General features: G+C 62.5%; 24 protein-coding genes. 23 read left to right on the top strand and 1 reads right to left on the bottom strand.

All coding sequences use genetic code 11. From position 1 onward, the window contains the following. Both MRY84_RS06230 and MRY84_RS06225 read left to right on the top strand, forming a co-directional pair. The coding region (locus MRY84_RS06230) for a hypothetical protein (RefSeq protein WP_291504876.1) at positions 1 to 938 on the top strand (938 nt) is incomplete at its 5' end. A gap of 126 nt (positions 939 to 1,064) precedes the next feature. Then, positions 1,065 to 2,171, top strand: coding sequence for a hypothetical protein (locus tag MRY84_RS06225; RefSeq protein WP_291504875.1), 1,107 nt, complete (start codon positions 1,065 to 1,067; stop codon positions 2,169 to 2,171). Here MRY84_RS06225 and MRY84_RS23145 read toward each other — a convergent pair. Next, entirely contained in the window at positions 2,125 to 2,364 is a 240-nt protein-coding gene (locus MRY84_RS23145) for a hypothetical protein (protein ID WP_363317487.1), read from the bottom strand. The two genes, MRY84_RS06225 and MRY84_RS23145, sit on opposite strands and share 47 nt — an antisense overlap. 310 nt (positions 2,365 to 2,674) lie before the next feature. Between MRY84_RS23145 and MRY84_RS06220 the strand changes: the two genes are divergently transcribed. The 21 genes from MRY84_RS06220 to MRY84_RS06120 all read left to right on the top strand — a co-directional run. Then, the gene (locus tag MRY84_RS06220; protein ID WP_291504877.1) at positions 2,675 to 3,352 is read left to right on the top strand and encodes a peptidylprolyl isomerase; all 678 of its coding nucleotides are present in this window, start codon (positions 2,675 to 2,677) and stop codon (positions 3,350 to 3,352) included. Positions 3,353 to 3,383: 31 nt separating this feature from the next. Continuing rightward, positions 3,384 to 4,046, top strand: coding sequence for a methyltransferase domain-containing protein (locus MRY84_RS06215; RefSeq protein WP_291504874.1), 663 nt, complete (start codon positions 3,384 to 3,386; stop codon positions 4,044 to 4,046). Positions 4,047 to 4,217: 171 nt separating this feature from the next. Further along, a complete protein-coding gene (locus MRY84_RS06210; RefSeq protein ID WP_291504873.1) occupies positions 4,218 to 5,192 on the top strand; it encodes a glycosyltransferase in 975 nt (324 codons plus the stop codon). A 97-nt stretch (positions 5,193 to 5,289) separates the two neighbouring features. Further along, positions 5,290 to 6,564, top strand: coding sequence for a glycosyltransferase family 4 protein (locus tag MRY84_RS06205; protein WP_291504872.1), 1,275 nt, complete (start codon positions 5,290 to 5,292; stop codon positions 6,562 to 6,564). A gap of 24 nt (positions 6,565 to 6,588) precedes the next feature. After that, a complete protein-coding gene (locus tag MRY84_RS06200) occupies positions 6,589 to 7,437 on the top strand; it encodes an ABC transporter permease (RefSeq protein ID WP_291504871.1) in 849 nt (282 codons plus the stop codon). 3 nt (positions 7,438 to 7,440) lie between these two features. Beyond that, on the top strand, positions 7,441 to 8,661 hold the full coding sequence (locus MRY84_RS06195) for an ABC transporter ATP-binding protein (RefSeq protein WP_291504870.1): 1,221 nt from the start codon (positions 7,441 to 7,443) through the stop codon (positions 8,659 to 8,661). Beyond that, the gene (locus MRY84_RS06190) at positions 8,628 to 9,557 is read left to right on the top strand and encodes a hypothetical protein (RefSeq protein ID WP_291504869.1); all 930 of its coding nucleotides are present in this window, start codon (positions 8,628 to 8,630) and stop codon (positions 9,555 to 9,557) included. Before MRY84_RS06195 ends, MRY84_RS06190 begins: the two co-directional genes overlap by 34 nt. Then, positions 9,545 to 10,558 carry a methyltransferase domain-containing protein gene (locus tag MRY84_RS06185; RefSeq protein WP_291504868.1) on the top strand — a complete coding sequence of 338 codons (1,014 nt, stop codon included), beginning with the start codon at positions 9,545 to 9,547 and terminating at the stop codon, positions 10,556 to 10,558. Before MRY84_RS06190 ends, MRY84_RS06185 begins: the two co-directional genes overlap by 13 nt. Before the next feature lie 16 nt (positions 10,559 to 10,574). Next, positions 10,575 to 11,231: a transglycosylase SLT domain-containing protein gene (locus MRY84_RS06180; protein ID WP_291504867.1), complete on the top strand. Its 657-nt coding sequence runs from the start codon at positions 10,575 to 10,577 to the stop codon at positions 11,229 to 11,231. Between the two features lie 322 nt (positions 11,232 to 11,553). Beyond that, positions 11,554 to 12,657, top strand: a complete 1,104-nt coding sequence (locus MRY84_RS06175) for a glycosyltransferase (protein ID WP_291504866.1) — start codon at positions 11,554 to 11,556, stop codon at positions 12,655 to 12,657. An 86-nt stretch (positions 12,658 to 12,743) separates the two neighbouring features. Beyond that, entirely contained in the window at positions 12,744 to 13,634 is an 891-nt protein-coding gene (argB, locus tag MRY84_RS06170; protein ID WP_142148601.1) for an acetylglutamate kinase, read from the top strand. A gap of 146 nt (positions 13,635 to 13,780) precedes the next feature. Then, positions 13,781 to 14,473: a response regulator transcription factor gene (locus MRY84_RS06165; RefSeq protein WP_142148599.1), complete on the top strand. Its 693-nt coding sequence runs from the start codon at positions 13,781 to 13,783 to the stop codon at positions 14,471 to 14,473. Between the two features lie 102 nt (positions 14,474 to 14,575). Then, positions 14,576 to 16,027: an ATP-binding protein gene (locus MRY84_RS06160; protein WP_291504865.1), complete on the top strand. Its 1,452-nt coding sequence runs from the start codon at positions 14,576 to 14,578 to the stop codon at positions 16,025 to 16,027. Positions 16,028 to 16,172: 145 nt separating this feature from the next. Next, on the top strand, positions 16,173 to 16,835 hold the full coding sequence (gene slmA, locus MRY84_RS06155) for a nucleoid occlusion factor SlmA (protein WP_291504864.1): 663 nt from the start codon (positions 16,173 to 16,175) through the stop codon (positions 16,833 to 16,835). Positions 16,836 to 17,016: 181 nt separating this feature from the next. Then, positions 17,017 to 17,763, top strand: a complete 747-nt coding sequence (locus tag MRY84_RS06150; protein WP_291504863.1) for a TetR/AcrR family transcriptional regulator — start codon at positions 17,017 to 17,019, stop codon at positions 17,761 to 17,763. A 4-nt stretch (positions 17,764 to 17,767) separates the two neighbouring features. Continuing rightward, complete coding sequence (locus MRY84_RS06145) at positions 17,768 to 19,564, top strand: acyl-CoA dehydrogenase C-terminal domain-containing protein (protein ID WP_291504862.1); 1,797 nt, start codon at positions 17,768 to 17,770, stop codon at positions 19,562 to 19,564. A gap of 44 nt (positions 19,565 to 19,608) precedes the next feature. Further along, on the top strand, positions 19,609 to 20,043 hold the full coding sequence (locus tag MRY84_RS06140; RefSeq protein ID WP_291504861.1) for a DUF2147 domain-containing protein: 435 nt from the start codon (positions 19,609 to 19,611) through the stop codon (positions 20,041 to 20,043). Between the two features lie 65 nt (positions 20,044 to 20,108). Beyond that, on the top strand, positions 20,109 to 22,511 hold the full coding sequence (locus MRY84_RS06135; protein WP_291504860.1) for a 3-hydroxyacyl-CoA dehydrogenase/enoyl-CoA hydratase family protein: 2,403 nt from the start codon (positions 20,109 to 20,111) through the stop codon (positions 22,509 to 22,511). Positions 22,512 to 22,522: 11 nt separating this feature from the next. Then, positions 22,523 to 23,032 carry a DUF4442 domain-containing protein gene (locus MRY84_RS06130; RefSeq protein ID WP_110961703.1) on the top strand — a complete coding sequence of 170 codons (510 nt, stop codon included), beginning with the start codon at positions 22,523 to 22,525 and terminating at the stop codon, positions 23,030 to 23,032. Positions 23,033 to 23,044: 12 nt separating this feature from the next. After that, positions 23,045 to 24,244: an acetyl-CoA C-acyltransferase gene (locus MRY84_RS06125; protein WP_291504859.1), complete on the top strand. Its 1,200-nt coding sequence runs from the start codon at positions 23,045 to 23,047 to the stop codon at positions 24,242 to 24,244. A 217-nt stretch (positions 24,245 to 24,461) separates the two neighbouring features. Beyond that, positions 24,462 to 25,097: alpha/beta fold hydrolase (locus MRY84_RS06120; RefSeq protein ID WP_291504858.1), on the top strand; the 636-nt coding region annotated here is incomplete at its 3' end.

Below are 25,097 nucleotides of genomic sequence, written 5' to 3'. Positions count from 1 at the left end.
TATCTAAGGACTTAGAGATGAAAAAATTTGCAATGGCAGCCGTCGCGGCAGCAGCAATGACCGCTGGCGTGGCACAAGCCTACACCGCTGGCACGTTCAGCAATGGTGTGGTGGTTCCTAACGTGATCCACAACGGCGCTTCGGACACCACTGCTGTGGGCCTGGTGAACCAGTCTGGCGTGACCAAGGGTGTGTTCTGGACGTTCTTCGATCAGAACTCCAAGCACGTCACCGACGGTTGCTTCGTGATGACGAACAAGGACTACACGCCTTTCGTTTGGGCTAACGAATCCGGTGCTGGCCTGGAAGGCAAGCGCGGCTACCTGGTGTTCGCCGTGGGTGGCAACGTTGCAACGGCTACCGATTGCTCCGCTGCTTCCGTGGCACCTTCTGTTGGTCTGGCCAACGGCCAAATTGCAGCTCACGCTTTCCAAGTGAATGCTGCTGCTCAAGACGTGGCTTACACGCCTGTGATCGATGGCCCTATCACTTTCAACGCTGCTCTGACGGACCTGACGGTCATGGGCGCTGACTCCGTGACCGCCGTTGCCGGCGCTGCGCAGTCTGTGGCTGCTGGTGGTGGTGATGCTGTGTTCAGCATGCGCTACTTCCTGGACGGCGGCGCTTCCACCAACATCGTTGTGTGGTCCACCGGTATCCAAAAGGGTACGCACACCGTCAACATCTATGACGACAAGCAAAACCGCAAGTCCGTCAACTTCGACCTGAAGTTTGACGAACTGGACTGGTTCGATCCCTCCACGATCCCTGGCCGTCCTGCCAACTTCGTCGACGGTTTCATCGACTGGGATTCGAACGGCGCCCTGGTTGACGCTACGGCAACTCCTATCGACGGCAGCGTGTTCACGTACAGCGTGATCACCGCTCCTGCTTTCGGTGCTACGCAAACGGTGCTCGGCTTCCACCGCGCTCTGTAATTTTCATTCACCAAGGGTGGGCCTGGCCCCTCTTGGTATGAAAACGAAGCCCTCCTTCAAGGAGGGCTTTTTTATAGCGCCGCGAGGCGCTATTTTTTTTGGAGTGTGTCAATGATGCAATTGCGTGTGGGGCACTGCCGCTATCTGGCGCTGCTTGCCGCTTTTCTGATGTCGGCATGCAGCGGGGTACCGACATCTCCTGCGTCTCAAAAGGCAGCACTTGGTGCGTCTTCCGCCAAGGCGGGGCGGGCATTGCAGGCGATCCAATTTGAACTGCCAGAAGCCTGGGGCGGGCAGCTGCAATGTGCGGCGCCTTCGGACTGCCTGCTGGGCGCGGTAGAGCATGAAACTGGCAAGCTCTCGCTGGTCGGCATCCGGGGCCGTGTGGCCACCTTGCTGGACCAGAAGCCCTTGGCCTACCACCCGGACTCTGCCGCCTGGCTGTCGCCCAAGTTGTTGGTGGCTGCGGTAGAAAAAACCACCAGCCTGGATATTTTTCGGGTGGATGGCGGGCGCTTGACGCCGCTGGTGCAGGCGAATGTCGGGTTCAATCCGCGCGATGTGATTGCCTTGCCCACGCAGGCAGCGGGCCGCTATCGCATGCTTACGACGCCTTACAGTGGAACAGAAGTAGCTTGGGTGGACTGGAGCGAGGACAAGCCCCAGGCGGTGGAGGTGCGCAAGGCCAACTGGTGCCGCTCGCCGTGGCATCCCATCCGTGTGTCCCACTGGTCCGAGTCAAAGCAAAGCAGCATTGTGGTGGCATGCCTGGACGACAAGACGGTGATAGCCGTGCCCGATTCCGATCTTTCGGCGGCGCCCAAGGTGCTGGCCCGCTTCAAGGTCGTTCCGCGCCAAGTGCGGGTGTCACCATCAGGCCAGTGGCTTTATGTGGCGTTGGAAACGGGTGGGCGCAACGCGCGTATCCACTTGCAAACCGGGGAACTGCAATGGCTTGCAGCGGATCCGAGAGGGTCTAGTGCGGTCGCCGCGCTGGCCGACGATCTCGTCATGTGGGGCGATGATCGCCGCCTGACGATGCAGCACCTTGACAACGCTGGGCGTGTTCTGGAAACCCGGGAACTGCCCACCAGCGGCTATTCCACCACCTTGCAGATCGAAGATATTGATGCCGATGGTCAGATGGACGTGCTGGTCCTCAACTCTGCGGGCAAACAAGCGGACGTTATCTACGGACCCTTGTGGGATCAAGCCACAAACCCCAAGCCCTGACCGCGCACTCACGTCGGCTGAGTGGCCCGCTGGGGCGGGTCAGCTCCACCGCAGAGTGGCACCTCAAAACCAGAAGGGAGCGTTTTGGCTGGGGACGGTGTGTAGCCTGCGCAAAGGTGTTGGGGTGCCGTACCAACGAAATGCTATTAAAAATATAGCTGCTGGCGCTTGATGAATAAGCGCTGGAGGCCAAAAATGCTTGAAAACTCTGCAATGCCGCCAAGCACGGGAACCCGTGCCTGGGCGCACGAGCAGATTGAGAGCGCCAACTCCATTCAAATCACTGAAGCAGGATAGACATGACTTTGATTCGAAACATGATCCCATGCCTTGCACTGGCGGCCGCTTTGACTCACCCAGGCATCGGGCTGGCGCAAGAACAAAAGAACGCAGTACTGGCCACTTTCAGCAACGGCGAAACGATTACCGAAAAGGACCTGAGCAGCTACGTGGCACGGCGTGTGGACCTCAAAAGCGCCGTGGGCAATGCGACAGGGGTCTTGATGATCGTGAAGGAGATGGCCGTGGCGCGCGCGCTCAACCTGGAGGGCGCAGCCCAGGGTATTGAACGGGCCAAAGAGCGAGCCGCCACTCGTTTTGACGATGTCTACGCCCTGACTGTTTATAGAAAGATTAGCCCTGCTTGCGAAGCGCCCAAGGATGAAGCGGCTGCGCGGAGCTTTTACGACAAGACGCCCAAGGCGTTCACGGTGCCCACGTCCATCCGGTTGAGCCGGGTCATCTTGCCTGCGGATGCCACCGTCGATGGCGAGTCGGCAGAACCCTGGTTGCTCAAGCAGGCGAAGGCGATCAGCGGGGGGCAGCAACAATTTGACGCGGCAGCTTCCAAAGCGGAGCAAATCTACAAGCTGGATGCGCAGGGCGACGTGGGCTGGGTGGCATTGAGCGACGACAACGTGATCCTGCGCGCGCTGGAGTCGGCCAATCAAGGCGAGCTGGTGGGGCCTGTCAAGGATGGCGACTATGTCTATTTGTTCCAGATCGCCGAGAAGCGGCCCGGGCAACTCATGCCCTGGTCGGCGGTGTCCGGCGTTGCCGCACAGCAGGCGGTGAGGTATTGCCGTGAGCAAGGCCGTGCCACGGTGCATGAAAACGTGTTAAAAAAATACGGCGTGCAGATCAATGAGAATGCTGTTCGCGGCATGTTCAGCAAAAAGTAAGCCCATATCCTCTGGTTTCGGAAAGTAAAGAATGCATCCCTCTGCCATGCGCAACGGCGAGTTGTTTTTTGAGACTTACGCGTCGAAATTATCGAGTGGTGTAGTGATTGATATTGGCGCGCAAGATGTCAATGGATCGCTGCGCAGCGTTTGCCCGCCGCATTTGAAATACATCGGCGTGGATTTTGTGCAGGCTCCAGGGGTGGATGTTGTTTTGGATGACCCATACCGCCTGCCGTTCGAGGATGGGTCGGTCGACGTGGTCGTCAGCAGTTCGTGCTTTGAGCATTCCGAGTTATTTTGGGTTTTGTTTCTCGAGATATTTCGCGTCTTGAAATCGCCGGGGCTGTTTTATCTCAACGCCCCGTCCAACGGCACGTTCCACCGGTATCCGGTGGACTGCTGGCGCTTCTACCCCGACAGCGGCAAGGCATTGATCACTTGGGCGAAGCGCAATGGTGTGGATGCGTGTGTGCTGGAGTCTTATGTCAGCCGCCAGGATGTCGCGGTGTGGAGCGATTATGTGGCGGTCTTTCTGAAGGGCAGTGGATACGCGGAAAAATTCCCTGAGCGCATTACATCGGTGTTTAAAGATTTTTACAACGGGCAAGTGTTAGGTGATTCCGGTTTTATCAACCCAGAGGAATACCCGGAAGATCTGCAAAAGATTCTGGCTGCGTCTGGCTCGAATTAGGGCGGTTTCTAGATGCGACCACACGCTGATGTGGCGCCGAGCGAGTCACGCGTGCACTGAGTGGGCGAACGACACCGCATGCGCTAAGATGCGCGGTTAACCTTAATTTTTCGTCCGACTGCGAATTGGCCCATGGCTGCGCTGTGGTCGGTAGATCGCAGCACTGCACCCATGGACCCTAGAGCCTCTGTACTCATTCCCGTTAAAAATGGCGGCGCATTGTTAGGCGATGTGCTGGATGCCGTTCTCGCGCAGCGTGCTCCATGGCCGTTCGAAGTGATTGTGATGGACTCGGGCTCCACCGATGGCTCGGTAGATTTGGTGCGTGCTCGTGGCGTGCGCTGCGAGGTCATTGCGCCAGAGTCCTTTGGGCACGGGCGCACGCGCAATCAGTTGGCCTCTCTATCTGCAGGGGAGTTTCTCGTTTTCATCACGCAAGATGCCAAACCAGCGAGTCCTGAGTGGCTTCACCACCTGATTGAGGCTTGTGATGCCGGCGCCGACGTCGCGGGTGCCTTTGGCCCGCACATTGCACACCCCGGCGCTCGAATCGTTACGACGCGCGAGCTGGCCGAGCACTTCGCAGGCTTCGGCGCTGAACAAAGCGTGGTACGGATTGAAGACCGCGCGCGCTTCGACGCGGATCCGGGCTATCGTCAATACCTGCATTTTTTTTCTAACAACAATTCTTGTTTGCGTCGCTCGGTGTGGGAGCGCTTGCCGTTTCCGGATGTCGCCTTTGCAGAAGATCAAACGTGGGCGCTAGCAGCTGTTAAAGCCGGTTACGGCAAAGCCTATGCACCACAGGCTGCGGTGTACCACTCCCATGACTTCGGCGTATGGGAAACGCTTCAGCGAAATTTTGATGAGGCGCGGTCGTTCCAGCTTTATTTTGGCTATGACATGCAGCGCAGTGTGGTGCGCGCGTGGGCGAGCGCAGCGTTGCTTGCTCGGCGAGATGCACGCTGGCTCCGCCAGGCGGGGCTGAGGGGCGGGCGTTGGCTGAAGAATGCAGCTTACATGGCGGGCGTGGAGCTGGCCCGCACCACGGGGCAGTTCCTTGGGACGCGGCACAAGCACTTGCCCGGCTGGATTGTGGGATTGCTGTCCCGTGATCAGACATTGCAGCGTGGCCGTTCTGCGTAAAGGGTGTGCTCAAGTATTGCTAACTCACGTGTCCGGGGCACTGGCTGGGCGGTTCATGCCGAGCGAAGCTCTAGGACGATGTGTTTTTGGAGTGTTTATGGTAGGAATGATTGGGCTGCGCGTGCGGCAAGTGTGGGCGCTGGCGAAGCGCCATGGAATATTGGGCGCCATTTCCATGGTAAAGCGTCGGCTGCAGCATGGGCCAGGCAGCTCCAAAAGCCGCAACGTTTTTCAGCATTACGATTTCGTTCGTGTCGACAAGGTGGAGCTGGCAGCCGAGCCGGCACGTGAAGGAACCTTGCTCTGGTTCATTCCCGACTTCAACATCGGGTCTGGCGGGCACCAGACTATTTTTCGCACGATCATGCGCCTGGAACGCATGGGGTGGGAGTCGAGCATCGTGATCGTGGGCCCGGCGCACCACGCAAACGCAGAATCTGCGCGCCACGACATTTGCGAACACTTCTTCCCCTTGAAGGCAAAGGTGTACATGGGCGTCGAGGGCTTGCCCAATTGTGAGTTCGCCATTGCAACGGGGTGGCAGACTGCATACCCGGTGAGGGCGATCACCGGGAATGTCAAGAAGCTGTATTTCGTTCAGGATTTCGAACCCAACTTCTATCCGGTCGGCACGGAATCTATGTTGGCAGAAAACACCTACCGTTTCGGATTTTTTGGCATTACCGCCGGTGGCTGGCTGGCAAAAAAGCTGAAAGAAGAATATGGAATGCGGACACATCCCATTGGCTTTGGTGTGGACCACGATTGTTATCGGTTGCGCCCCCGGCGCGATGACAGCGTCAAACGCGTCTTCTTCTATGCCCGGCCTCCTACCCCCAGGCGAGCGTTCGAGTTCGGCTTGCTGGTCCTGGAGGCCGTCTCCCGCAGGTTGCCTAACACGCAGTTCATTCTGGCTGGCTGGGATGTCAGTGACTATTTGATTCCGTTTCCCCACCTTGCGGCGGGCGTCGTTTCGCCCGAAGAGCTGGCCGATGTCTTCAGTCAGTGCGATGCTGCGCTGATCATGTCTTTGACCAACCTTTCGCTCATGCCTTTGGAGCTCATGGCAAGCGGCTGTGCCGTGGTCTCCAACCGAGGCGAATGCGTTGAGTGGCTCCTCAACGATGAGATTGCTGCGCTGACCGACCCAACGCTGGAAGCGTTAACCGACGCGTTGTGCCATTTGCTGCAAGACGACGAGGCCCGCAGAGCCCAATGCCAACGTGCGCAGGCTTTCGCGGCCCAGCAGCACTGGGAGGCATCGGCTGACGCATTTGTCCAGGGGCTCTTGACCGCGCGCATTGCATTGGCATCGACGAATGACGCCGAGGTGTCTTCTGGGGAGTCCGCAAGTGCCGCAGTACCCGTCTGAGTGCAATCTGGTTTGGAACACTGAATGGGCGAGGCATCAATGAGCGGAAAGCCTCTCGCGCAGACACGGCTGGACCCGGACCACGGCGCGCCCTCTGGTGGGGCGCAACATGCCTGGGTTCTTTGGCGCTATTGGCTGCTGCGCGAATTCAAAACGCGTTACGCCGGTTCGGTGCTGGGTGTGGCATGGGCTGTGATTCAGCCATTGGCCAGTTTGGCTATTTTTTATGTCCTGTTTGGCTTGATTTTGGCGGTGCGCGTTCCCGGCCTTGCGGCGAGCAATGGTTACTTGCTGCATTTGCTGGCCGGCCTCGCAATCTGGCTGCCTTTTACCGACGCTATCGGACGGGGGGTCGGGAGCCTTGCGGCTTATGAGGATTTTCTGCGCAAGCAACCCATGCCTGCGGAAATACTGCCGGCCGTATCGGTAGGCGGGAGCCTGCTGGTCCTTGGCATTGGCTACGGCCTGCTGTTGGTCTTGTCAATCGCACAGGGTGTCGGCCCGTTTTTCACGTGGGGCTGGCTGCCGCTGTTGGTGCTGGCTCAGATCGCGCTGACTTTCGGCCTGACGCTGGTTCTCAGCATGGCGCATTTCTTGTGGCGCGACGTGGGTTCCTTTGTGGGGTTTGGCCTTCAGCTCGGCTTTTATTTGACCCCTATCGTGTATCCACTGGCGCAAGTTCCAGAACGCTTTCACAGCTGGTTTTTGCTCAATCCCGTGGCGTGCCTGGTTCTCACGGTGCAATCGGCAGTGCTCCACATGCCAGCTCCGCCGGGGACGGTTTGGGCCCTGGTTGCTTGGGTGGCGTTGCTTGGAGGGGGCGGGTGGTGGTTCTTTCGCTCCATGAAACCAGTACTCGGAGAGGCCCTGTAGGCAATGAGCATTCGCTTTGAAGGAGTTGGGAAGGCGTATCCCGTCTATGCCAAGCCCCAGGATCGCCTGTTGGAATGGGTTACCAGGCGGCAGCGCCACCGCGTGCACGTGGCATTGTCCAACATGGACTTCGAGGTGCAATCGGGTGAGACTTTCGGCCTGATTGGTGAAAACGGAGCGGGCAAAAGCACCTTGTTGAAGATTGCCGCAGGCACGATTCGCCCAACGCAGGGACAGGTGACGCGTGTGGGGCGGGTCGCGGCGCTGTTGGAGCTGGGTGCGGGTTTTCACCCGGAGGAATCTGGCTACGACAATATTCGGTTTATGGCAGCGTTGCACGGGCTTGAGGGATCGGCAATGGATGCCTTCTACGAGCAGGCAACGGCCTTTTCGGAGTTGACTCCTGAAACGTTGGAACGGCCGGTGAAGACTTATTCATCTGGCATGTTCATGCGCTTGGCATTTGCCGCTGCTACGGCCATTGATCCTGATGTCCTGATCGTGGACGAGGCGCTGTCGGTCGGTGACCTGAATTTCCAGAAAAAGAGTCTGAACCGTATCCTCGCCTTGCGCGAGCAGGGTGCAACGGTACTGTTCTGCTCGCACAACCTGTACCAAGTGCGCAGCCTTTGCCAGCGCGCTGCGTGGATTCACGGGGGGAAGATCGCAGCTATTGGCAAAACTGAGGATGTTGTCACGGCATATGAAGCGCATGAGCGCAGACGCTATGCGCATTTGAACGCCGATACATCGGCTGCCGCTGTACCAGACCAGGCGGAGAGGCAAAGGCCAGTCACGCACGCTTCCGTGCCAGTGAAAATCATGCGTCTGACCATCGAGACTGCCGATGGGATCAACCCTGCACAGGTGGATACCTTTCAGGATCTGATCCTGGAGATTGAAGTGGAGTCCTATGGCGATGCGCCGTTTCACATAGGGTTTTCGATTGTGCGGCCAGACAAGGACAATGTCTTTGGCAGCAGCACACAGTTCTTGGGCGCCAGGCCGCCTTTGCGGGGGGTGGGTGCGCACCGAATTCGCGTGAAATTCCCGCGCCTGCCTTTGCTTTCGGGTGAATACTTGTGGAGCGTCTATACGTTGGACGACACGGGCCTGCAGGTTCTTGACATGGCTGAGTTGATTCAGCCCTTCACAGTGCTCAATCAAAAACATCGTGAATTTGGCTTGGTATGGCTGGAGCACGAGTGGTTGCTCGTGCAATGAAGCGGGATTGGCGGCTGGACTGGGCCTTCCCAGCATTGGGGCGAGCGCCTACAACTCTGCCTTGGCGCGTTGTCCATCTGGTGGGGCGCGATGCACCGCCGGTCCGACGCGCCACGGAGCAGTTTTTGCAGAGTCAATTTGGCAAGATTTTTCCAGCGTCGAGCGAGGAGCAGCGCCAGTTGTGGGCGCGGGCTCATCTGAACATGTTGGCCGCCGAAATGCTGGACGCTTCTGCCTTGCACCGTTTGGGCCAGCCCGGTGGACCGGGCATTGCGCTGACGGGCTGGGAACATGTCCGGGTTTTGCAGGAGCGTGGGCAAGGCTTCATTCTGGTGCTCAATCACTATGATCGCCTGCTTACAGCGGTGATTGCCTTGGGGCGCAGAGGCGTGCGCCTCAATATCTTGACGATGCCCGTCTTAGAGAATCCGCATCTTGGAGAGTCGCAGCGCGCTTTCTTGATGCGCAAAATTGCCAGCATCACGGCGATTACTGGGGGGCAGTGGCGTGTGTCAAGTGAGCCTCTGCGTCCTGTCCATGAAGGACTGCGCAGAGGCCAGGCTTGGGTGATTTTGGCGGATGCGTGGAGCCCTGATTTCGCTCGCATGCGCGACCATCCCTTTCTGGGAGGCTATCTGCGTTTGCCTACGGGTATCGAGCGTCTTGCTCAATCCACTGGCGCGCCCTTGCTGCATGGCTGTACGCGCAGCTTGGCTCCAGACAAGCTGACGGTAGAAGTGGAGGCCATATCTGGAACGCCGCAGGCTGCAATCGATACCATCGTGAGTCGCCTGGAGAGGGATGTTCGCGAGCGTCCCTGGGCTTGGTGGCATTGGGGTTTGTGGGACCAGATGTGGCGAACAGCGACATGCGAGGGAGAAAAATGTCCGATATAGAGCGTTACGACTATGCTTTCGACCCTGACGGTGACGCGTGGGCCGCCAAACTCTTGCGCCGGGTTCCCACAGGCGCTTCAGTGCTGGAGTTAGGGCCGGGTCCGGGGGCGATGACGCAGGTCTTGAAAGCGCGCGGACATTCGATCACCGTGATTGAAAACGACCCCGCTGCCCTACAGGCGCTGCGTCGTCTTGAGGTGAAGGCTGTGGAAGCAGATCTTGATGATCTAGCGTGGTTGGATGGGTTAAGGGGGGAACGCTTTGATTGCGTTTTGGCCTGCGATGTACTGGAACATCTGCGCGGCCCTGAGCAAGTGCTCAATGCTCTCTCCGGACTGATGCAGCCGATGGGCAGCTTGGTCATCTCTCTGCCTAACATCGCGTACGCTGGCGTAGCGTCTGCCTTGCGTGCTGGTGTGTTTGACTATGCCGACAAAGGCTTGCTTGATCGCACGCACGTTCGCTTCTTCACTCGTCGCAGCATAGAGCAGCTTTTGATGGACTGTGGTTGGGTTCCCCTTGCTTGGGAAGCCAACCGGGTTCCCATCGCGAAGAGCGAATTTGCCTCGTATTGGGAGGCCATACCTGATGCATGGCGCCAGCATTTGCTCACGGGGTGGGCAGATTTCGATGTATACCAATGGATGGTGGTCGCGGCGCCTGCACGCGACTCGCGTGAGTGGGAGGCCGTTAATGTCCGTAAGGAGGTCGGCCACTTGCGTGCCGAGCTGCAAGCTTTACGGCTCACCTATGCTGAGGAAAATGCCTCGCTGCGGGAGCACCAAAAGGCTTTCGCTGAAGCACGGCAACTAATTGCCGGGTTCGAACAACAAGTCGAGTTGCAACGCCAGAAAATACAGGAGCTTTCATCTGAGAAGTCGGCATTGCAGCAAGCATGTGCTAGCGCGCAAGCCCAGGTAAACCTGGCAAACGAGCGTATGGCCGCGATGGACGCGAAATCGTGGCGTACCCGCGTAACGCGTTTCTTGGGTAGCAAGTGATATGAGGTCAGCCTGCATGCGCATTGAGGGGTTGTTCAAGCAGAAAATGGGTTGTGTATTGATGCTGCTTGCGTCGGTGTCACTCCAACCTGTACAGGCACAATCTGTATGGCAATTTGTGGACGGAGATGGCGTGACTCATATGGGAAACACGGCCCAACCCGCCACCCGTGGGGTTATCTGGCTTGACAAAGTCCCGCACTCGAAACCAGCGTCGGCGGTGGAACGTCCGCAAAGTGCTTTGCGGTTTCCTGGATATCAGGAAGCCCTGCCCCATTTGGAGGCGGCAGCAACATCTGCAGAGATCGACCCGGCGCTTGTCATTGCCGTGGCGGCTACCGAGTCCGCGTTCAACGTGAAAGCGATTTCCCGCAAGGGGGCGCTGGGGCTGATGCAGGTGATGCCCGCGACCGCAGCGCGATACGGGGTTACTGTGAAACCAGAGGCAGAAGGTGAACATGCCGCGATGGAGCCGAAGGTGAATGCACAGATCGGCACGCGCTACCTGGCCGATTTGTTGCGCATGTTCGATGGCGACAAGGAACTCGCGTTGGCTGCCTATAACGCTGGTGAAGGGGCGGTTATCAAGTATGGCCGCCGTATTCCTCCGTATCCCGAGACGCAGCAGTACGTGGCGAAGGTGATGCAGTTCTATCGCAGCCTGCTGCGCTAGCGCCCTGCCGAGTTCCAAGGATGAGCCGAGCAACGCCCTGCGGGGTGCCCGACGGAAGGCGTCCGGCGACCAAACGCAGTAAGAATGATCACCGTGTGGGGCCAGGGCGCCTGTGCACGCAGAATGCCCTCGCGCTGGCGAACCGCGGCGTTCCATTGGCCAGCGCCATTGAGGCGTATGCCAGGCCAGCGCAACGGGTGCAAAAAATCTGTGGGATCAGCGGGAAAACTTCACGCAGTTTGCTTCAGCGGAGTGTCGGCGCGACAGTCGCTAGCGCTTTCTTACAGCCGTTTGTAACGACTGCAGGTACCATCGGCCGCTCATGATCTGGATCTCCGTGGTGGCTTTTATGGTGGCGGCGCTGGCTGCGGGCTTCATTGTCCGCTGGATGCACAGCCACGCTTCCGTCTACGGCAACAGCATGCCGCAGCGTTTTCACCTCGGAGACGTTCCCCGCCTGGGCGGTGCAGCGCTGCTGGTGGGCATTGCCTGCAGTTGGGGGCTGGGGTTCCTTCAGTCTTACCGCTGGGGCGATCCGGGTTCATTGAAGCTGGGGTTCTGGGTGGGCGGCTGGTTCCTGGTGCTGCTGCCGGCGGCGCTGGGCGGCATTGCCGAAGACATGACGCAGCGGCTCTCCGTGCGGTACCGCTTGAGTCTTACCGGCGCCTCGGGCGTTCTGGCGGTCCTCCTGCTGGACCTGACGCTGCCGCGCACGGGATGGGCGTGGGCCGATTCGCTCCTCGCTTCAGCCCCGTGGCTGGGCATGGCCATCGTCGTGCTGGCGGTCGCGGGCCTGCCTCATGCGTTCAACATCATCGACGGGTACAACGGCCTCGCGGGCATGGTGGCGCTGATCGTCTGCCTGGCGCTTGCCCACGTGGCACTGCAGGTGGGGGACCGCTCGCTGGCGGCCCTGCTGGTTTGCACGGCTGCGGCCACTGGCGGTTTCCTGGTGTGGAACTATCCGCGCGGCATGCTCTTTGCGGGAGACGGGGGAGCGTACATCTGGGGCGTGGTGATCGCGCTCGCCAGCATTTCGCTGGTCCAGCGCAATGTCGATGTATCGCCCTGGTTTCCCATGCTGCTGCTGATCTACCCCGTCTGGGAGACGATTTTTTCGATCTACCGCAAGGCGGTGCGGGGTGTATCGCCCGGCGTGGCGGATGCGCTGCACTTTCACCAACTGATCTACCGGCGCATCGTGCGCGGGGTTTTTCACGACGACGAGTCGCGCCGGGTGCTGATGCGCAACAACCGCACCTCGCCGTATCTGTGGGGCTTCACGCTGCTGACGGTGGTGCCGGCCGTGCTGTTCTGGGGCAACAGCCCGCTGCTCATGGCGTTCTGCGGGCTCTTTGTCGTCAGCTACGTGATGGGCTACTTCGCCATCGTGCGATTCAAAGTGCCCAGCTGGCTGCGCCACTGAGGCATGGACGTGCCGGGCTGCGCGGCGCCGGGCGTGAATGCGGCACAATTTGCGCCTCACCGTTTTTCTCTGGATGGCCCGCCTCCATGACCGACCTTCTTTCGATTGCCCCGCGCGACAAGGCTGAAATCCTGGCCCAGGCGCTGCCTTACATCCGCAAGTTCCATGGCAAGACCATGGTCATCAAATATGGCGGCAACGCCATGACCGACCCTGCCCTGCAGGCCGATTTTGCCGAGGACGTAGTGCTGCTCAAGCTCGTGGGCATGAACCCGGTGGTGGTGCATGGCGGCGGTCCGCAGATCGAGACGGCGCTGAACCGCCTGGGCAAGAAGGGGCAATTCATCCAGGGCATGCGCGTGACCGATGCCGAAACCATGGAAGTGGTCGAGTGGGTGCTGGCTGGCGAGGTGCAGCAGGACATCGTGGGCCTGATCAACCAGGCGGGTGGCAAGGCCGTGGGCCTGACCGGGCGCGACGGCGGCATGATCCGCGCGCAAAAGCTCAAGATGGTGGACAGCAAGGATCCGAACGTCGAGCACGACGTGGGCCAGGTGGGCGACATCGTCTCCATCGACCCGAGCGTGGTCAAGGCACTGCAGGACGATGCGTTCATCCCGGTGATCAGCCCCATCGGCTTTGGCGAGAACAACGAGAGCTACAACATCAATGCCGACGTGGTGGCCAGCAAGCTGGCCGAGGTGCTCAAGGCTGAAAAGCTGATGCTGCTCACCAACACCCCGGGCGTGCTGGACAAGGCGGGCAACCTGCTCACCGACCTGACCGCGCGCCGCATTGACGAGCTGTTTGCCGATGGCACCATCTCCGGCGGCATGCTGCCCAAGATTGCCGGGGCGCTCGATGCTGCCAAGGCCGGCGTCAATGCCGTGCACATCATTGATGGCCGGGTGCCGCACGCCATGCTGCTCGAAATCCTGACCGAGCAGGCCTACGGCACGATGATTCGAAGCCATTGAAATGCTGCTGTTGAGCCGCTTCGCGCCCGCTCTCTCGGGGTGGGCAGCGCCCGGGGCCTCGCAAGGCCCGCTCCATGGCGTCCGCCGGCCTGTGCCGTGCCCCGCGCATCGGCCCGAGGCGATGCGCAGCGCTGGAGGACTTTGACATGCGGCTTTTGCTGGTTGAAGACGATGTGATGGTCGCCAGCGGCATTAAGCTGGGGCTCACGGACGCGGGCTACGCCGTGGACTGGGTGGGCAGCGGCGAGCGCGCCGAAGAGGTGCTGCGCAGCGAGTCCTTCGATGCCGCCATCATCGACATCGGCCTGCCCGGCATGGATGGGCTGGAGTTGACCCGCCGCCTGCGCCGCGCAGACATGGTGAGCCCTGCCATGCCCGTGCTGATCCTGACGGCACGCGATGCCTTGCACGACCGGGTGCAGGGGCTGGATCTGGGGGCTGACGACTACATGGTCAAGCCGTTCGAATTGCCTGAGCTGCTGGCGCGGCTGCGGGCCTTGCTGCGCCGCTCGCAGGCCGCGACCACGGCGGTCCTGAGCTTCGGGCCCCTCGAGCTCGACACGGCAGGGCGGCGTGCCGCCATCCGCACGCCCGCGGGCGAGCAGGTCATCGAGCTCGGGCCGCGGGAATGGACGGTGCTCGAATACCTGCTCATCAACGCCCCCAAGCCCGCGAGCAAGGACAAGCTCCTGCAGGCACTGACGGGCTGGGACAAGGAGATCACGCCCAATGCGGTCGAGGTCTACGTTTCCCGTCTGCGCGGAAAGCTGGAGCCCCACGGGGTGGCGCTGCGCTCCATCCGGGGCTTCGGCTACCGGCTGGAGCTGCAGGCGGCCTGACCGCAGCGACATCCAGCGCGCCACCGCACCCATCGCCTTCGCCGATAGCCCGCCGTGACGCAGCCCCGGCCCCTCCCGTTCCACCGCCCGCGCCTGCGGGCGATGACCTCCGACTTGCGCAACCGTCTGCTGCTGCTTCTGGTGCTGCCGCTGTGCCTGCTGGCGCTGGTGGGCGTGTGGATGGACTACCGCTCGGCCGACGAAGCCGCTGGGCAGCACGACCAGCGCCTTCTAAGGTTGTTGCCAGCGCTGGCTGATTCGGTGCTGGCGCCCCCGATCCGTGCGGAAGAGCCGCCGCTGCTGCTGCTGGCCCCGCCCATCGAGGATTTCCTGCTCCAGAAGGCCGGCTTCTCCGGGTACAGCGTGCGCGACACGTCCGGCCGGTTGCTGCTGGGGGACAGTTGGGTGCACGGCGCCGTGCCCACCACGCTGGCCCCCGAGTTCCACAGTGTCGAGTATGGCGGCGTGACCTACCGCGTGGCTGTGCAGCGGGGGCGCACCGGGGCGGGAGAGCTGGTGGTGGCCTTGGCCGATGGCTCCGACCCCCGCCAGCAATGGGCGCAGCAACTGCTGCTGAGGGTGCTGCTGCCCAACCTGGTGCTGGTGGCCGCCGCCGCGCTGGCCATTCATTGGGCCGTGCGCACGGCGTTCAAGCCATTGGTTGACCTGGCGGAGGCGGTGGAAGACCGCTCCCCCCGCGACCTGAGTCCCATCGACGAAGCCGCCTCTCCCGCCGAAGTGCGCCCGCTGGTGCACTCGCTCAACCGCCTGTTTGCCCTCGTCAACGCGCAGGCGGAGGGGCAGCGCCGCTTTGTGGCAGACGCCGCCCACCAGCTGCGCACCCCGCTGGCGGGGCTGCAGGCGCAGGTCGAGGCGTGGGCCATGATGGCCAAAGCCTCGGCGCCACCGCGTGTGTCCCCGTCCGATGCGGAGAGAAAACTGGCCCTGGCGCAGGATGGGCGAGCGCAGGGTGCTATTGTTTTGGGAGCGGATCAGATCGAGAAGCTCCGGAATGCGACCCGCCGCACCTCCCAGCTGGCGCACCAGCTGCTGGCGCTTTCGCGGGCCGACGCGCGCAGCCTGGATGCCCAGCCGCCCCAGCGGGTGGACCTGAAGGACCTGTGCGAGGCGCTGCTCGAAAATTTTCTGGACGCAGCCACCGGCAAAGGGCTGGACCTGGGCCTGGACGTGCAGCCAGTGCATGTGACCGGCCATGGCTGGCTGTTGCGCGAACTGGTCTCCAACCTGGTGGACAACGCCATCAAGTACACGCCGGCCGGCGGCATCGTCACCCTGCGCTGCGGCATGCGTCAGGGCCGGGCAGGGCCGCCGCGGGTGTTCATCGAGGTGGAGGACGACGGCCCCGGCGTGCCCGAGGCCGAGCGTGCGCGGGTGACGCAGCGGTTCTATCGGGTGCCGGGCACCGTCGGCGAGGGCACCGGACTGGGGCTGGCCATTGCCGATGAAATCGCGCGCGTGCACCGGGCCTCCCTGCGGCTAGGCGTGGGCCCCCAGGGGCGCGGCTTGCTGGTGACGGTGACTTTCCCGCTTTAAAGGGCGGCCCGCCCGTGCGAGGCGACCCCAATCCGCTATCAATCCGCTGTGCGAGAATCATTTCCACACACGACTTACGCCCTGCCGCATGCGCCCGCCGCACGGCGTTTTTGGCCACCCGGCCTCACCCCAGCCTCTGTCCCGCATGTCTGAACTCTCTGCAGTCCCCGAGCCAGCCACGACCGATGACGCAGGCGAAGCCCCCACCGCCCGCAAGCGGCCCAAGCCCGGGGAGCGCCGCGTGCAGATCCTGCAGGCGCTGGCCGCCATGCTGGAGCAGCCCGGCGCCGAGCGCATCACCACCGCCGCGCTGGCGGCCCGCCTGGCGGTGAGTGAAGCCGCGCTGTACCGCCACTTTGCGAGCAAGGCGCAGATGTTCGAGGGGCTGATCGATTTCATCGAGCAGTCCGTGTTCACCCTGGTCACGCAGATCACGGGCCGCGACGTGCCGGATGCGCAGCAGCCCCCGGAAGTGGCCGCGCGACAGGCCGCGCGCATCGTGGCGGTCCTGCTGCAGTTTGGCGAGCGCAACCCCGGCATGGTGCGCGTGATGGTGGGCGACGCGCTGGTCTTCGAGCATGAACGCCTGCAACAGCGCATGAACCAGTTCTTTGACCGCATCGAGTCAACCCTGCGGCAGTGCCTGCGCACCGCCGCAGCCGCATCGGCCACGCCGACCGTGGATGCCCAGGTCTCGGCCAGCGTGCTCACCGCGTTTGCGCTGGGCCGGCTGCAGCGCTATGCCCGGTCGGGCTTCAAGCGACTGCCGTCCGAGCACCTGGAGGCCAGTCTCGGCCTGATCCTGTAGACGGGGAAGCGGACCCCAAGCCCGGGCCGCACGGCCTCCTGAGCCCGTCCCGGGCGTCGGGCACCGCTGGTGGCGCCCCTGCAACGCGTCTTTGAGCGCCTCTCCCTATTTTTTGGGAGGGCTTTGGTTGCGGACTGAATTTGCTGCAAAATAGAACGAACGTTCGTTTTTATTTGCCCGCATGTCCGCCACCTCTTCCTCCAGCCAGGCCACCCGCAGTCCGCGCTCTCGCAGCGGCAATGGGCGCGCTCTGCAAAAAGGCCAGCAAACCAAGGCTGCCATCGTCGAGGCGGCGCTGGGCCTGGCCACGCACATCGGGCTGGAAGGCCTGTCCATCGGGGCGCTGGCGGACGTCACCGGCATGAGCAAGTCGGGCGTGTTCGCCCATTTTGGCTCGCGCGAAGAACTGCAGATCTCCGTCATCCGCGAATACCACACCCGCTTCGAGCAGGAAGTGTTCTACCCCGCCATGGCCGCCCCGCGCGGGGTGGAGCGGTTGCGAGCCCTGTTCGACAACTGGATGAAGCGCACCTCCATCGAAATCGACTCGGGCTGCATCTACATCAGCGGCGCGGTGGAGTTCGATGACCGCACCGGCCCCGTGCGCGATGCGCTGGCCAGCTCGGTGCTGACCTGGCATGCCGCCATGCGCCGCGCCATCGAGCAATGCAAGGGCCTGGGCGAGTTGCGTGCCGATACCAATGCCGAGCAGATGCTGTTCGAAATCCATGGCCTCATCCTCGCGCTGCACTACGAGGCGCGCTTCCTGCAGACCCCTGGCTCCATGGCCCGGGCCGTGCAGGGCTTTCACAACATCCTGGCGCGCTACAGCGTAGACACCCCGGCCCCGACCGCCGCGCCAGCAGCCACGCCTGCGGCCGCCAAGCGGCGCAAAGTTTCCAACCAAACCACCACCTCCAAGGAGTAAACCGATGCCTACCTACACGCCGCCCCTGCGCGACATGCAATTCGTCATGCACGAGGTGCTCAAGGTCAGCGAAGAATTCAAGGCAATGCCGCCCCACGCCGAGGTGGATGTGGACACCATCAACGCCGTGATCGAGGAAGCCGGCAAGTTCGCTGCTGAAGTGACCTTCCCGCTCAACATCAGCGGCGACACCGAAGGCTGCGTGCTCGACAAGGCGACGCACGAAGTCAAGCCTCCGTCGGGCTTCAAGGAAGCCTACGCCAAGTACGTTGAAGGCGGCTGGGCGGCGCTTTCCTGCGACCCTGCGTACGGCGGCCAGGGCCTGCCCTTCGTGCTGAACCAGTGCCTCTACGAGATGATGAACTCGGCCAACCAGGCCTGGACCATGTACCCCGGCCTGTCGCACGGCGCGTACGAAGCCCTGCACGCCCACGGCACTGACGAACAGAAGAAGATCTACCTGCCCAAGCTGACCAGCGGCGAGTGGACCGGCACCATGTGCCTGACCGAACCCCACTGCGGTACCGACCTGGGCCTGTTGCGCACCAAGGCCGAGCCCCAGGCCGACGGCACCTACAAGCTCACCGGCAACAAGATCTTCATCAGCGCCGGCGAGCACGACATGACTGCCAACATCGTGCACCTGGTGCTGGCCCGCCTGCCCGACGCGCCCAAGGGCAGCAAGGGCATCAGCCTGTTCGTCGTGCCGAAGTTCAACGTCAATGCCGATGGTTCGCTGGGCGAGCGCAACCCCATCTACTGCACGGGCCTGGAACACAAGATGGGCATCCACGGCAACGCCACCGCGCAGATCGCCATCGACGGAGCCATCGGCACCATGGTGGGCGAGCCCAACAAGGGCCTGGCCGCCATGTTCGTGATGATGAACGCCGCGCGCCTGGGCGTGGGCAACCAGTCGCTGGGCCTGACCGAAGTGGCCTACCAGAATGCACTGGCCTACGCCAAGGACCGCATCCAGATGCGCAGCCTCTCGGGCGTGAAGGCCAAGGACAAGGAAGCCGACCCCATCATCGTGCACCCCGACGTGCGCAAGATGCTGCTCACCGCCAAGGCGTACGCCGAAGGCGGCCGCGCGCTGCAGATCTTCTGCACGCTGCTGCTGGACAAGGTGCACAGCCACCCCGACGAGAAGGTGCGCAAGGAATCCGAGGAAATGGTGGCGCTGCTCACGCCCATCGTGAAGGCCTTCATCACCGACAACGGCCACATCGCCACCAACGCGTGCATGCAGGTCTTCGGCGGCCACGGCTTCATCAAGGAATGGGGCATGGAGCAGTACGTGCGCGACAACCGCATCAACATGATCTACGAAGGCACGAACACCGTGCAGTCGCTGGACCTGCTGGGCCGCAAGATCCTGTCCAACAACGGCGCCACGCTCAAGAAGTTCGGCAAGCTGATCGGCCAGCTGGTGGAAGAAGAAGGCGTGAACGAGAAGATGGCCGAGTTCATCAACCCTATCGCCATGCTGGGCGACCAGATGACCAAGTTCACCACCGAGATCGGCTTCAAGGGCATGCAGAACCCCGACGAAGTGGGCGCCGCCGCGGTGGACTACCTGCGCGTGGCTGGCCACCTGGTGTTCGGCTACCTGTTCGCCCGCATGGCCCAGGTCGCTTTGCGTGAGATCGCCGCTGGCAACACCGACCCGTTCTATGGCGCCAAGCTGCAGACTGCCCGTTTCTACTTCGCCAAGCTGTTCCCCGAAACCGCGACGCTGATGCGCACGGCCCGCGCCGGCAGCAAGGTGCTGATGGACACGGACCTGGCGCTGGCTTGATGTGCACGCTGCGGATTTCAACCTGTTTTTGGCACGGAGCGCTTATGCATCAAGCGGTAGTAGCTATTGTTTTGGTAGCGGGTGCGCTGCCGGCCTGGGCGCAGATGACGCCCGAGGGCCTGTGGCGCAACATTGATGACAAGACCGGCGAAGCCAAGGCCGAAATCCGCATCCGCGACGCCGGCGGCGTGCTCAACGGCGCGATCGAGAAGCGCCTGCTCAAGGACGCCAAGCCCGATGAGGTCTGCGACGAGTGCTCGGATGACCGCAAGGGCAAGCCCATCCTCGGGCTGGAGATCATCCGCGGCGCCAAAAAGGCTGACGGCAAAGAGGTGTGGGAGGGCGGCAAGATTCTCGACCCCGAGAACGGCCGCAACTACACCCTGCGCCTGACGCCCATCGAGGGCGGCAAGAAGCTCGAAGTGCGCGGCTCTGTCGGCCCGTTCGGCCGCACGCAAACCTGGATCCGCGTCCAGTAACCCCATTCCCGTGGCCGCGCACACCCCAGAGGTGTTGCGCAGCGCCCCAACCAGGAACCCAACCCATGTCCCGATTCCAAGTGAAAAAAGTCGCCGTGCTCGGCGCAGGCGTGATGGGCGCGCAGATCGCCGCCCACCTCGTCAACGTGAAGGTGCCCGTGGTGCTGTTCGATCTGCCTGCCAAGGAAGGCCCCAAGAACGGCATCGTCACCAAGGCCGTCGAAGGCCTGAAGAAGCTCAAGCCCTCGCCCCTGGGTGTGGCCGACGACGCGGCGCTGATCCAGCAGGCCAACTACGAAGAGCACATGCACCTGCTCAAGGAATGCGACCTCGTGATCGAGGCCATTGCCGAGCGTATGGACTGGAAGCTCGACCTGTACACCAAGATCGCGCCCCACGTGGCCAAGCACGCCATTCTGGCGTCCAACACCTCGGGCCTGTCGATCACCAAGCTGTCCGAAGTGCTGCCTGAGGGCATCAAGCCGCGTTTCTGCGGCATCCATTTCTTCAACCCCCCGCGCTACATGACGCTGGTGGAGCTGATCAACACCCCCACCACCCAGCCCGAAGTGCTGGACCAGCTCGAAGCCTTCGTCACCAGCGGCCTGGGCAAGGGCGTGGTGCGCGCGCACGATACCCCCAACTTCGTGGCCAACCGCGTCGGCATCGCCGGCATGCTGGCCACGATGAAAGAGGTCGAGAACTTCGGCCTGACCTACGACGTGGTGGACGACCTCACGGGCAAGAAGCTGGGCCGTGCATCGAGCGGCACCTTCCGCACCGCCGACGTGGTGGGTCTGGACACCATGGCCCACGTCATCAAGACGCTGCAGGACAACCTGAGCCTGGAGACCGATCCGTTCTACGAAAGCTTTGGCACGCCTGCCGTGCTGAAGAAGCTGCTGGAGCTGGGCAACCTGGGCCAGAAGACCAAGGCCGGTTTCTTCAAGAAGGTCGGCCGCGACGTGATGCGCTTTGAGCTCGAAAGCGAAGAGTACGTGCCCGCCGGCCAGAAGGCCGACGAGGTGTATGCGCGCATGCTCAAGAAGCCCGCCGCCGAACGCCTGCGCCTGCTGCGCAACGCCGAAGGCGCGCCCGGCCAGTTCCTCTGGGCCATTCTGCGCAACAGCTTCCACTACGCCGCCGTGCACCTGGCCACGATTGCCGACAACGCCCGTGACGTGGATCAGGCCATGCGCTGGGGCTTTGGCATGAAGCAGGGCCCCTTCGAGCTGTGGCAGGAAGCCGGCTGGCTCGAAGTCGCCAAGATGATCCAGGAAGACATAGACGCTGGCAAAGCCCTGTGCAAGGCACCGCTGCCCGAGTGGGTCTTCAAGGGCCCTGTGGCCGAAGCCGGTGGCGTGCACACCGCGCAAGGTTCCTGGAGTGCATCGCAGAACAAGTTTGTGCCCCGCCGCCAGTTGCCCGTGTACGAGCGCCAGATCTTCCCCGAGGCCCTGCTGGGCGAAACCAGCCTGCCCGACTGGCGCACCGCTGGCACGACCATTGCCGAGTCCAAGGCGCTGCGCACCTGGACGCTCGACGGCCAGGTATTGATTGCCAGCATCAAGAACAAGATGCACGCCATCAGCCCCGAAGTGATGGAAGGTCTGGCGGAAGCCCTGGAGCTGGCCGAGCGCGAATACGACGGCATGGTCATCTGGTCCGGCGATGCGCCCTTCAGCGTGGGCGCCGACCTGGAAGCCACCATGCCCGCCTTTGCCGTGGGCGGCCCCGACGCGGTGGAAAGCATCGAGCAGGAACTGCAGAACCTGATGATGCGCATCCGCTACGCCCAGGTGCCGGTGGTGGCTGCCATCCATGGCATGGCGCTGGGCGGTGGCTGCGAGCTGGCCGTGTATTCCGCCAAGCGCGTGGCGCACATGGAAAGCTACATCGGCCTGGTCGAAGTGGGCGTGGGCTTGGTGCCCGGCGCGGGCGGCCTGACCTACATTGCCCGCCGCGCGGCCGAGAACATGGCCGCTTCGACGAGCAAGGACTTGCTGCCCTTCCTGACCGAAGGTTTCACCGCCGCCGCCATGGCCAAGGTGGGCACCAGCGCGCTGGAGTCGCGCAAGCTGGGCTACCTGCTGGACAGCGACGTCATCGTTCCACACAAGGATGAACTGCTGTTCGTCGCCATCAACGAAGCCAAGTCCATGGCCGCCAGCGGCTGGCGTGCACCGCACAAGCGCCTGTTCCCCGTGGCAGGCCGCAGCGGCCTGGCCACCATCAAGGCCCAGCTGGTGAACATGCGCGACGGCGGCTTCATCAGCGCCTATGACTTCAAGATCGGCGCCATGATCGCCGAGGTGGTCTGCGGCGGCGATGTGGATGCGGGCTCGCTGGTGAGCGAGGAATACCTGCTCACGCTGGAGCGCAAGGTGTTCTGCCACCTGATCGCCCAGCCCAAGACGCATGAGCGCATTCTCGGAATGCTCTCCACGGGCAAGCCTGTCCGCAACTGATCGGCATCACCATGACGAGCCAAGCCCCCAACAAACTCCAGCGCTCGCTGATGCGCCTGGACGAAGCCCCCGCCTTCATGCGCGGCTTCGTGCAGAACATCATCCTGCGCCGGGCCGTGCCCTTCACCGGCACGGCCGGGGTGCGGTTCGTGTCGCTCACGCCCGAGCGTGTCGAGGTGCACCTTGCCAACGAGCGCCGGGTGCAGAACCACATCGGCGGCGTGCACGCCTCGGCCATGAACCTGCTGGCCGAAACGGCTACCGGCATGGTGGTGGGCATGAATGTGCGCGACGACTGCCTGCCGCTGGCGAAGGAGCTCTCCATGGCGTTCAAGAAGCGCGCCACGGGCGGCCTGAAGGCGGTGGCTACGCTCACCGCCGAGCAGCGCGCCGCCATGTTGGCCAGCGACAAGGGCGAGGTGCAGGTGAAAGTCACCGTGACCGACGAAGCCGGTGTGGAGCCGGTCGAATGTGTATTTACGTGGGCCTGGGTTCCTTCCAGCCGCCCCCCCAAGAATTGAAGGAGTTTCACCATGGCTCAAAAACAAGTCCAGGACGCCTACATCGTCGCCGCCACGCGCACGCCCATCGGGCGCTCGGGCCGCGGTTATTTCAAGAACACCCGGCCTGACGACCTGCTGGTCGCCGCCATCAAGAGCGCCATGCTGCAGGTGCCCACGCTGGACCCCAAGGCGATTGAAGACGCCATCATCGGCTGCTCCTTCCCTGAAGGTGAGCAGGGCATGAACATGGCCCGCATCGCCGTGGGTCTGGCTTTCGACCACCCCGTGGGCGGCGTGACGGTGAACCGCTTCTGCGCATCCGGCATCACCGCCCTGCAGATGGCCGCTGACCGCATCCGCGTGGGCGAGGCCGACGTGCTGATCGCCGGTGGCGCCGAGTCCATGAGCCTGGTGCCCATGGGCGGCAACAAGCCCTCGTTCAATGCCGAGATCTTTGCCAAGGACGAGAACGTAGGCATCGCCTACGGCATGGGCCTGACCGCAGAAAAGGTCGCCCAGCAGTGGAAGGTGAGCCGCGAAGCACAAGACGCGTTCGCCCTCGAATCCCACCTGCGTGCCATCAAGGCTCAAAAGGCTGGTGAGTTCACCGACGAAATCACCCCCATCGAGATCGTGGAGCGTTCTCCCAACCTCGCCACGGGCGAAGTGGTGGAAAAGCGCCGCACCGTGAGCCTGGACGAAGGCCCGCGTCCCGACACGTCCCTGGAAGGCCTGGCCAAGCTCAAGCCCGTGTTTGCGGCGCGTGGCAGTGTCACGGCGGGCAACAGCTCGCAGACCAGCGATGGCGCCGGTGCGCTCATCGTGGCCAGCGAAAAGGCGGTGAAGCAGTTTGGCCTCACGCCGCTGGCCCGCTTTGTGAGCTATGCCGCGCGCGGCGTGCCACCCGAGATCATGGGCATTGGTCCTATCGAAGCGATTCCCGCGGCCCTGCGGTATGCGGGCTTGAAGAGTGAAGACATCGGCTGGTACGAGCTGAACGAAGCGTTTGCCGCGCAGTCGTTGGCGGTGATCAATACGCTGGGCCTGAACCCTGCGAACGTGAACCCCATGGGTGGCGCGATTGCACTGGGGCATCCGCTGGGGGCCACCGGTGCCATCCGTGCGGCGACGGTGGTGCATGCGCTGCGTCGGCACAAGCTGAAGTACGGCATGGTCACCATGTGCGTAGGTACCGGCCAAGGCGCCGCCGGCATCATCGAAGCCCTGTAGTTGGCTGGCTACTGCGCGGGCCATCTGCGTCGTTGGGCGGTGCTCGGAATCCTCACGTACTTCTAGTACGTTCCGGTTCCTGTGCTCCGTCCGCCTAGCAGCTGATCCCGCTCGCTACGCCCTTGAGGGCGGGGTGTGAAGGCAGGGGGAGGCGCACTGCCTGTTTTTGTTTTCCATTCAAGTCGGCGCAGATCGGCATTGATCTAAGGAGACAGACATGAACAAGCAAACCTTGCAGGTCAACGGGGCGGTGTTTTTGGCACTGCGTGTCTACGAACCCGAGGGCGCACCGCGCGCCAGCGTTGTCATCGGCGGCGCGATGGGGGTGCGGCAGTCGTTTTACGAGGCCTTTGCGCTGTGGATGGCGCAGCAGGGGTTTCGGGTCACCACGTTCGACTATCGGGGGCATGGCGATTCGCTGCAAGGCGCGATGCGCGATGTGAAGGCGGATCTGTTTGACTGGGCACAGGACTACGAGGCGGTGATCTCTGCTGCCAAGGCCGCGCTGCCGTCGCTGCCGCTGTACTTGCTGGGCCACAGCCTGGGCGCGCAGCTGCCGGGCTTGTTCAAGAAGCCTGAGCAGGTGGCGGGCCTGCTCAGCGTGGCCGCGGGCAGCGGCTACTGGCGTGATAACGCACCGCAGCTCAAGCGCATCGTTCCGTATTTCTGGTGGGTGCTGGTGCCGCTGGCCACGCGGCTGTGCGGGTACTTTCCGGGGCGTGCACTCAAGAAGGTGGGCGACCTGCCGGCCGGTGTGATCCTGCAGTGGCGCCGCTGGTGCCTGTCTCCTACCTACAGCGTGGGCGCCGAGGGCGCGGCGGCTGCGCAGAGCTATGGCGCGGTGCGCTTTCCG

The organism is Acidovorax sp., assembly GCF_022763525.1.
In the GTDB taxonomy this organism is placed as follows: domain Bacteria; phylum Pseudomonadota; class Gammaproteobacteria; order Burkholderiales; family Burkholderiaceae_C; genus Acidovorax.
The sequence above is the reverse complement of the archived record's forward strand: the minus strand, read 5'-3'. Positions and strand labels throughout refer to the sequence as shown.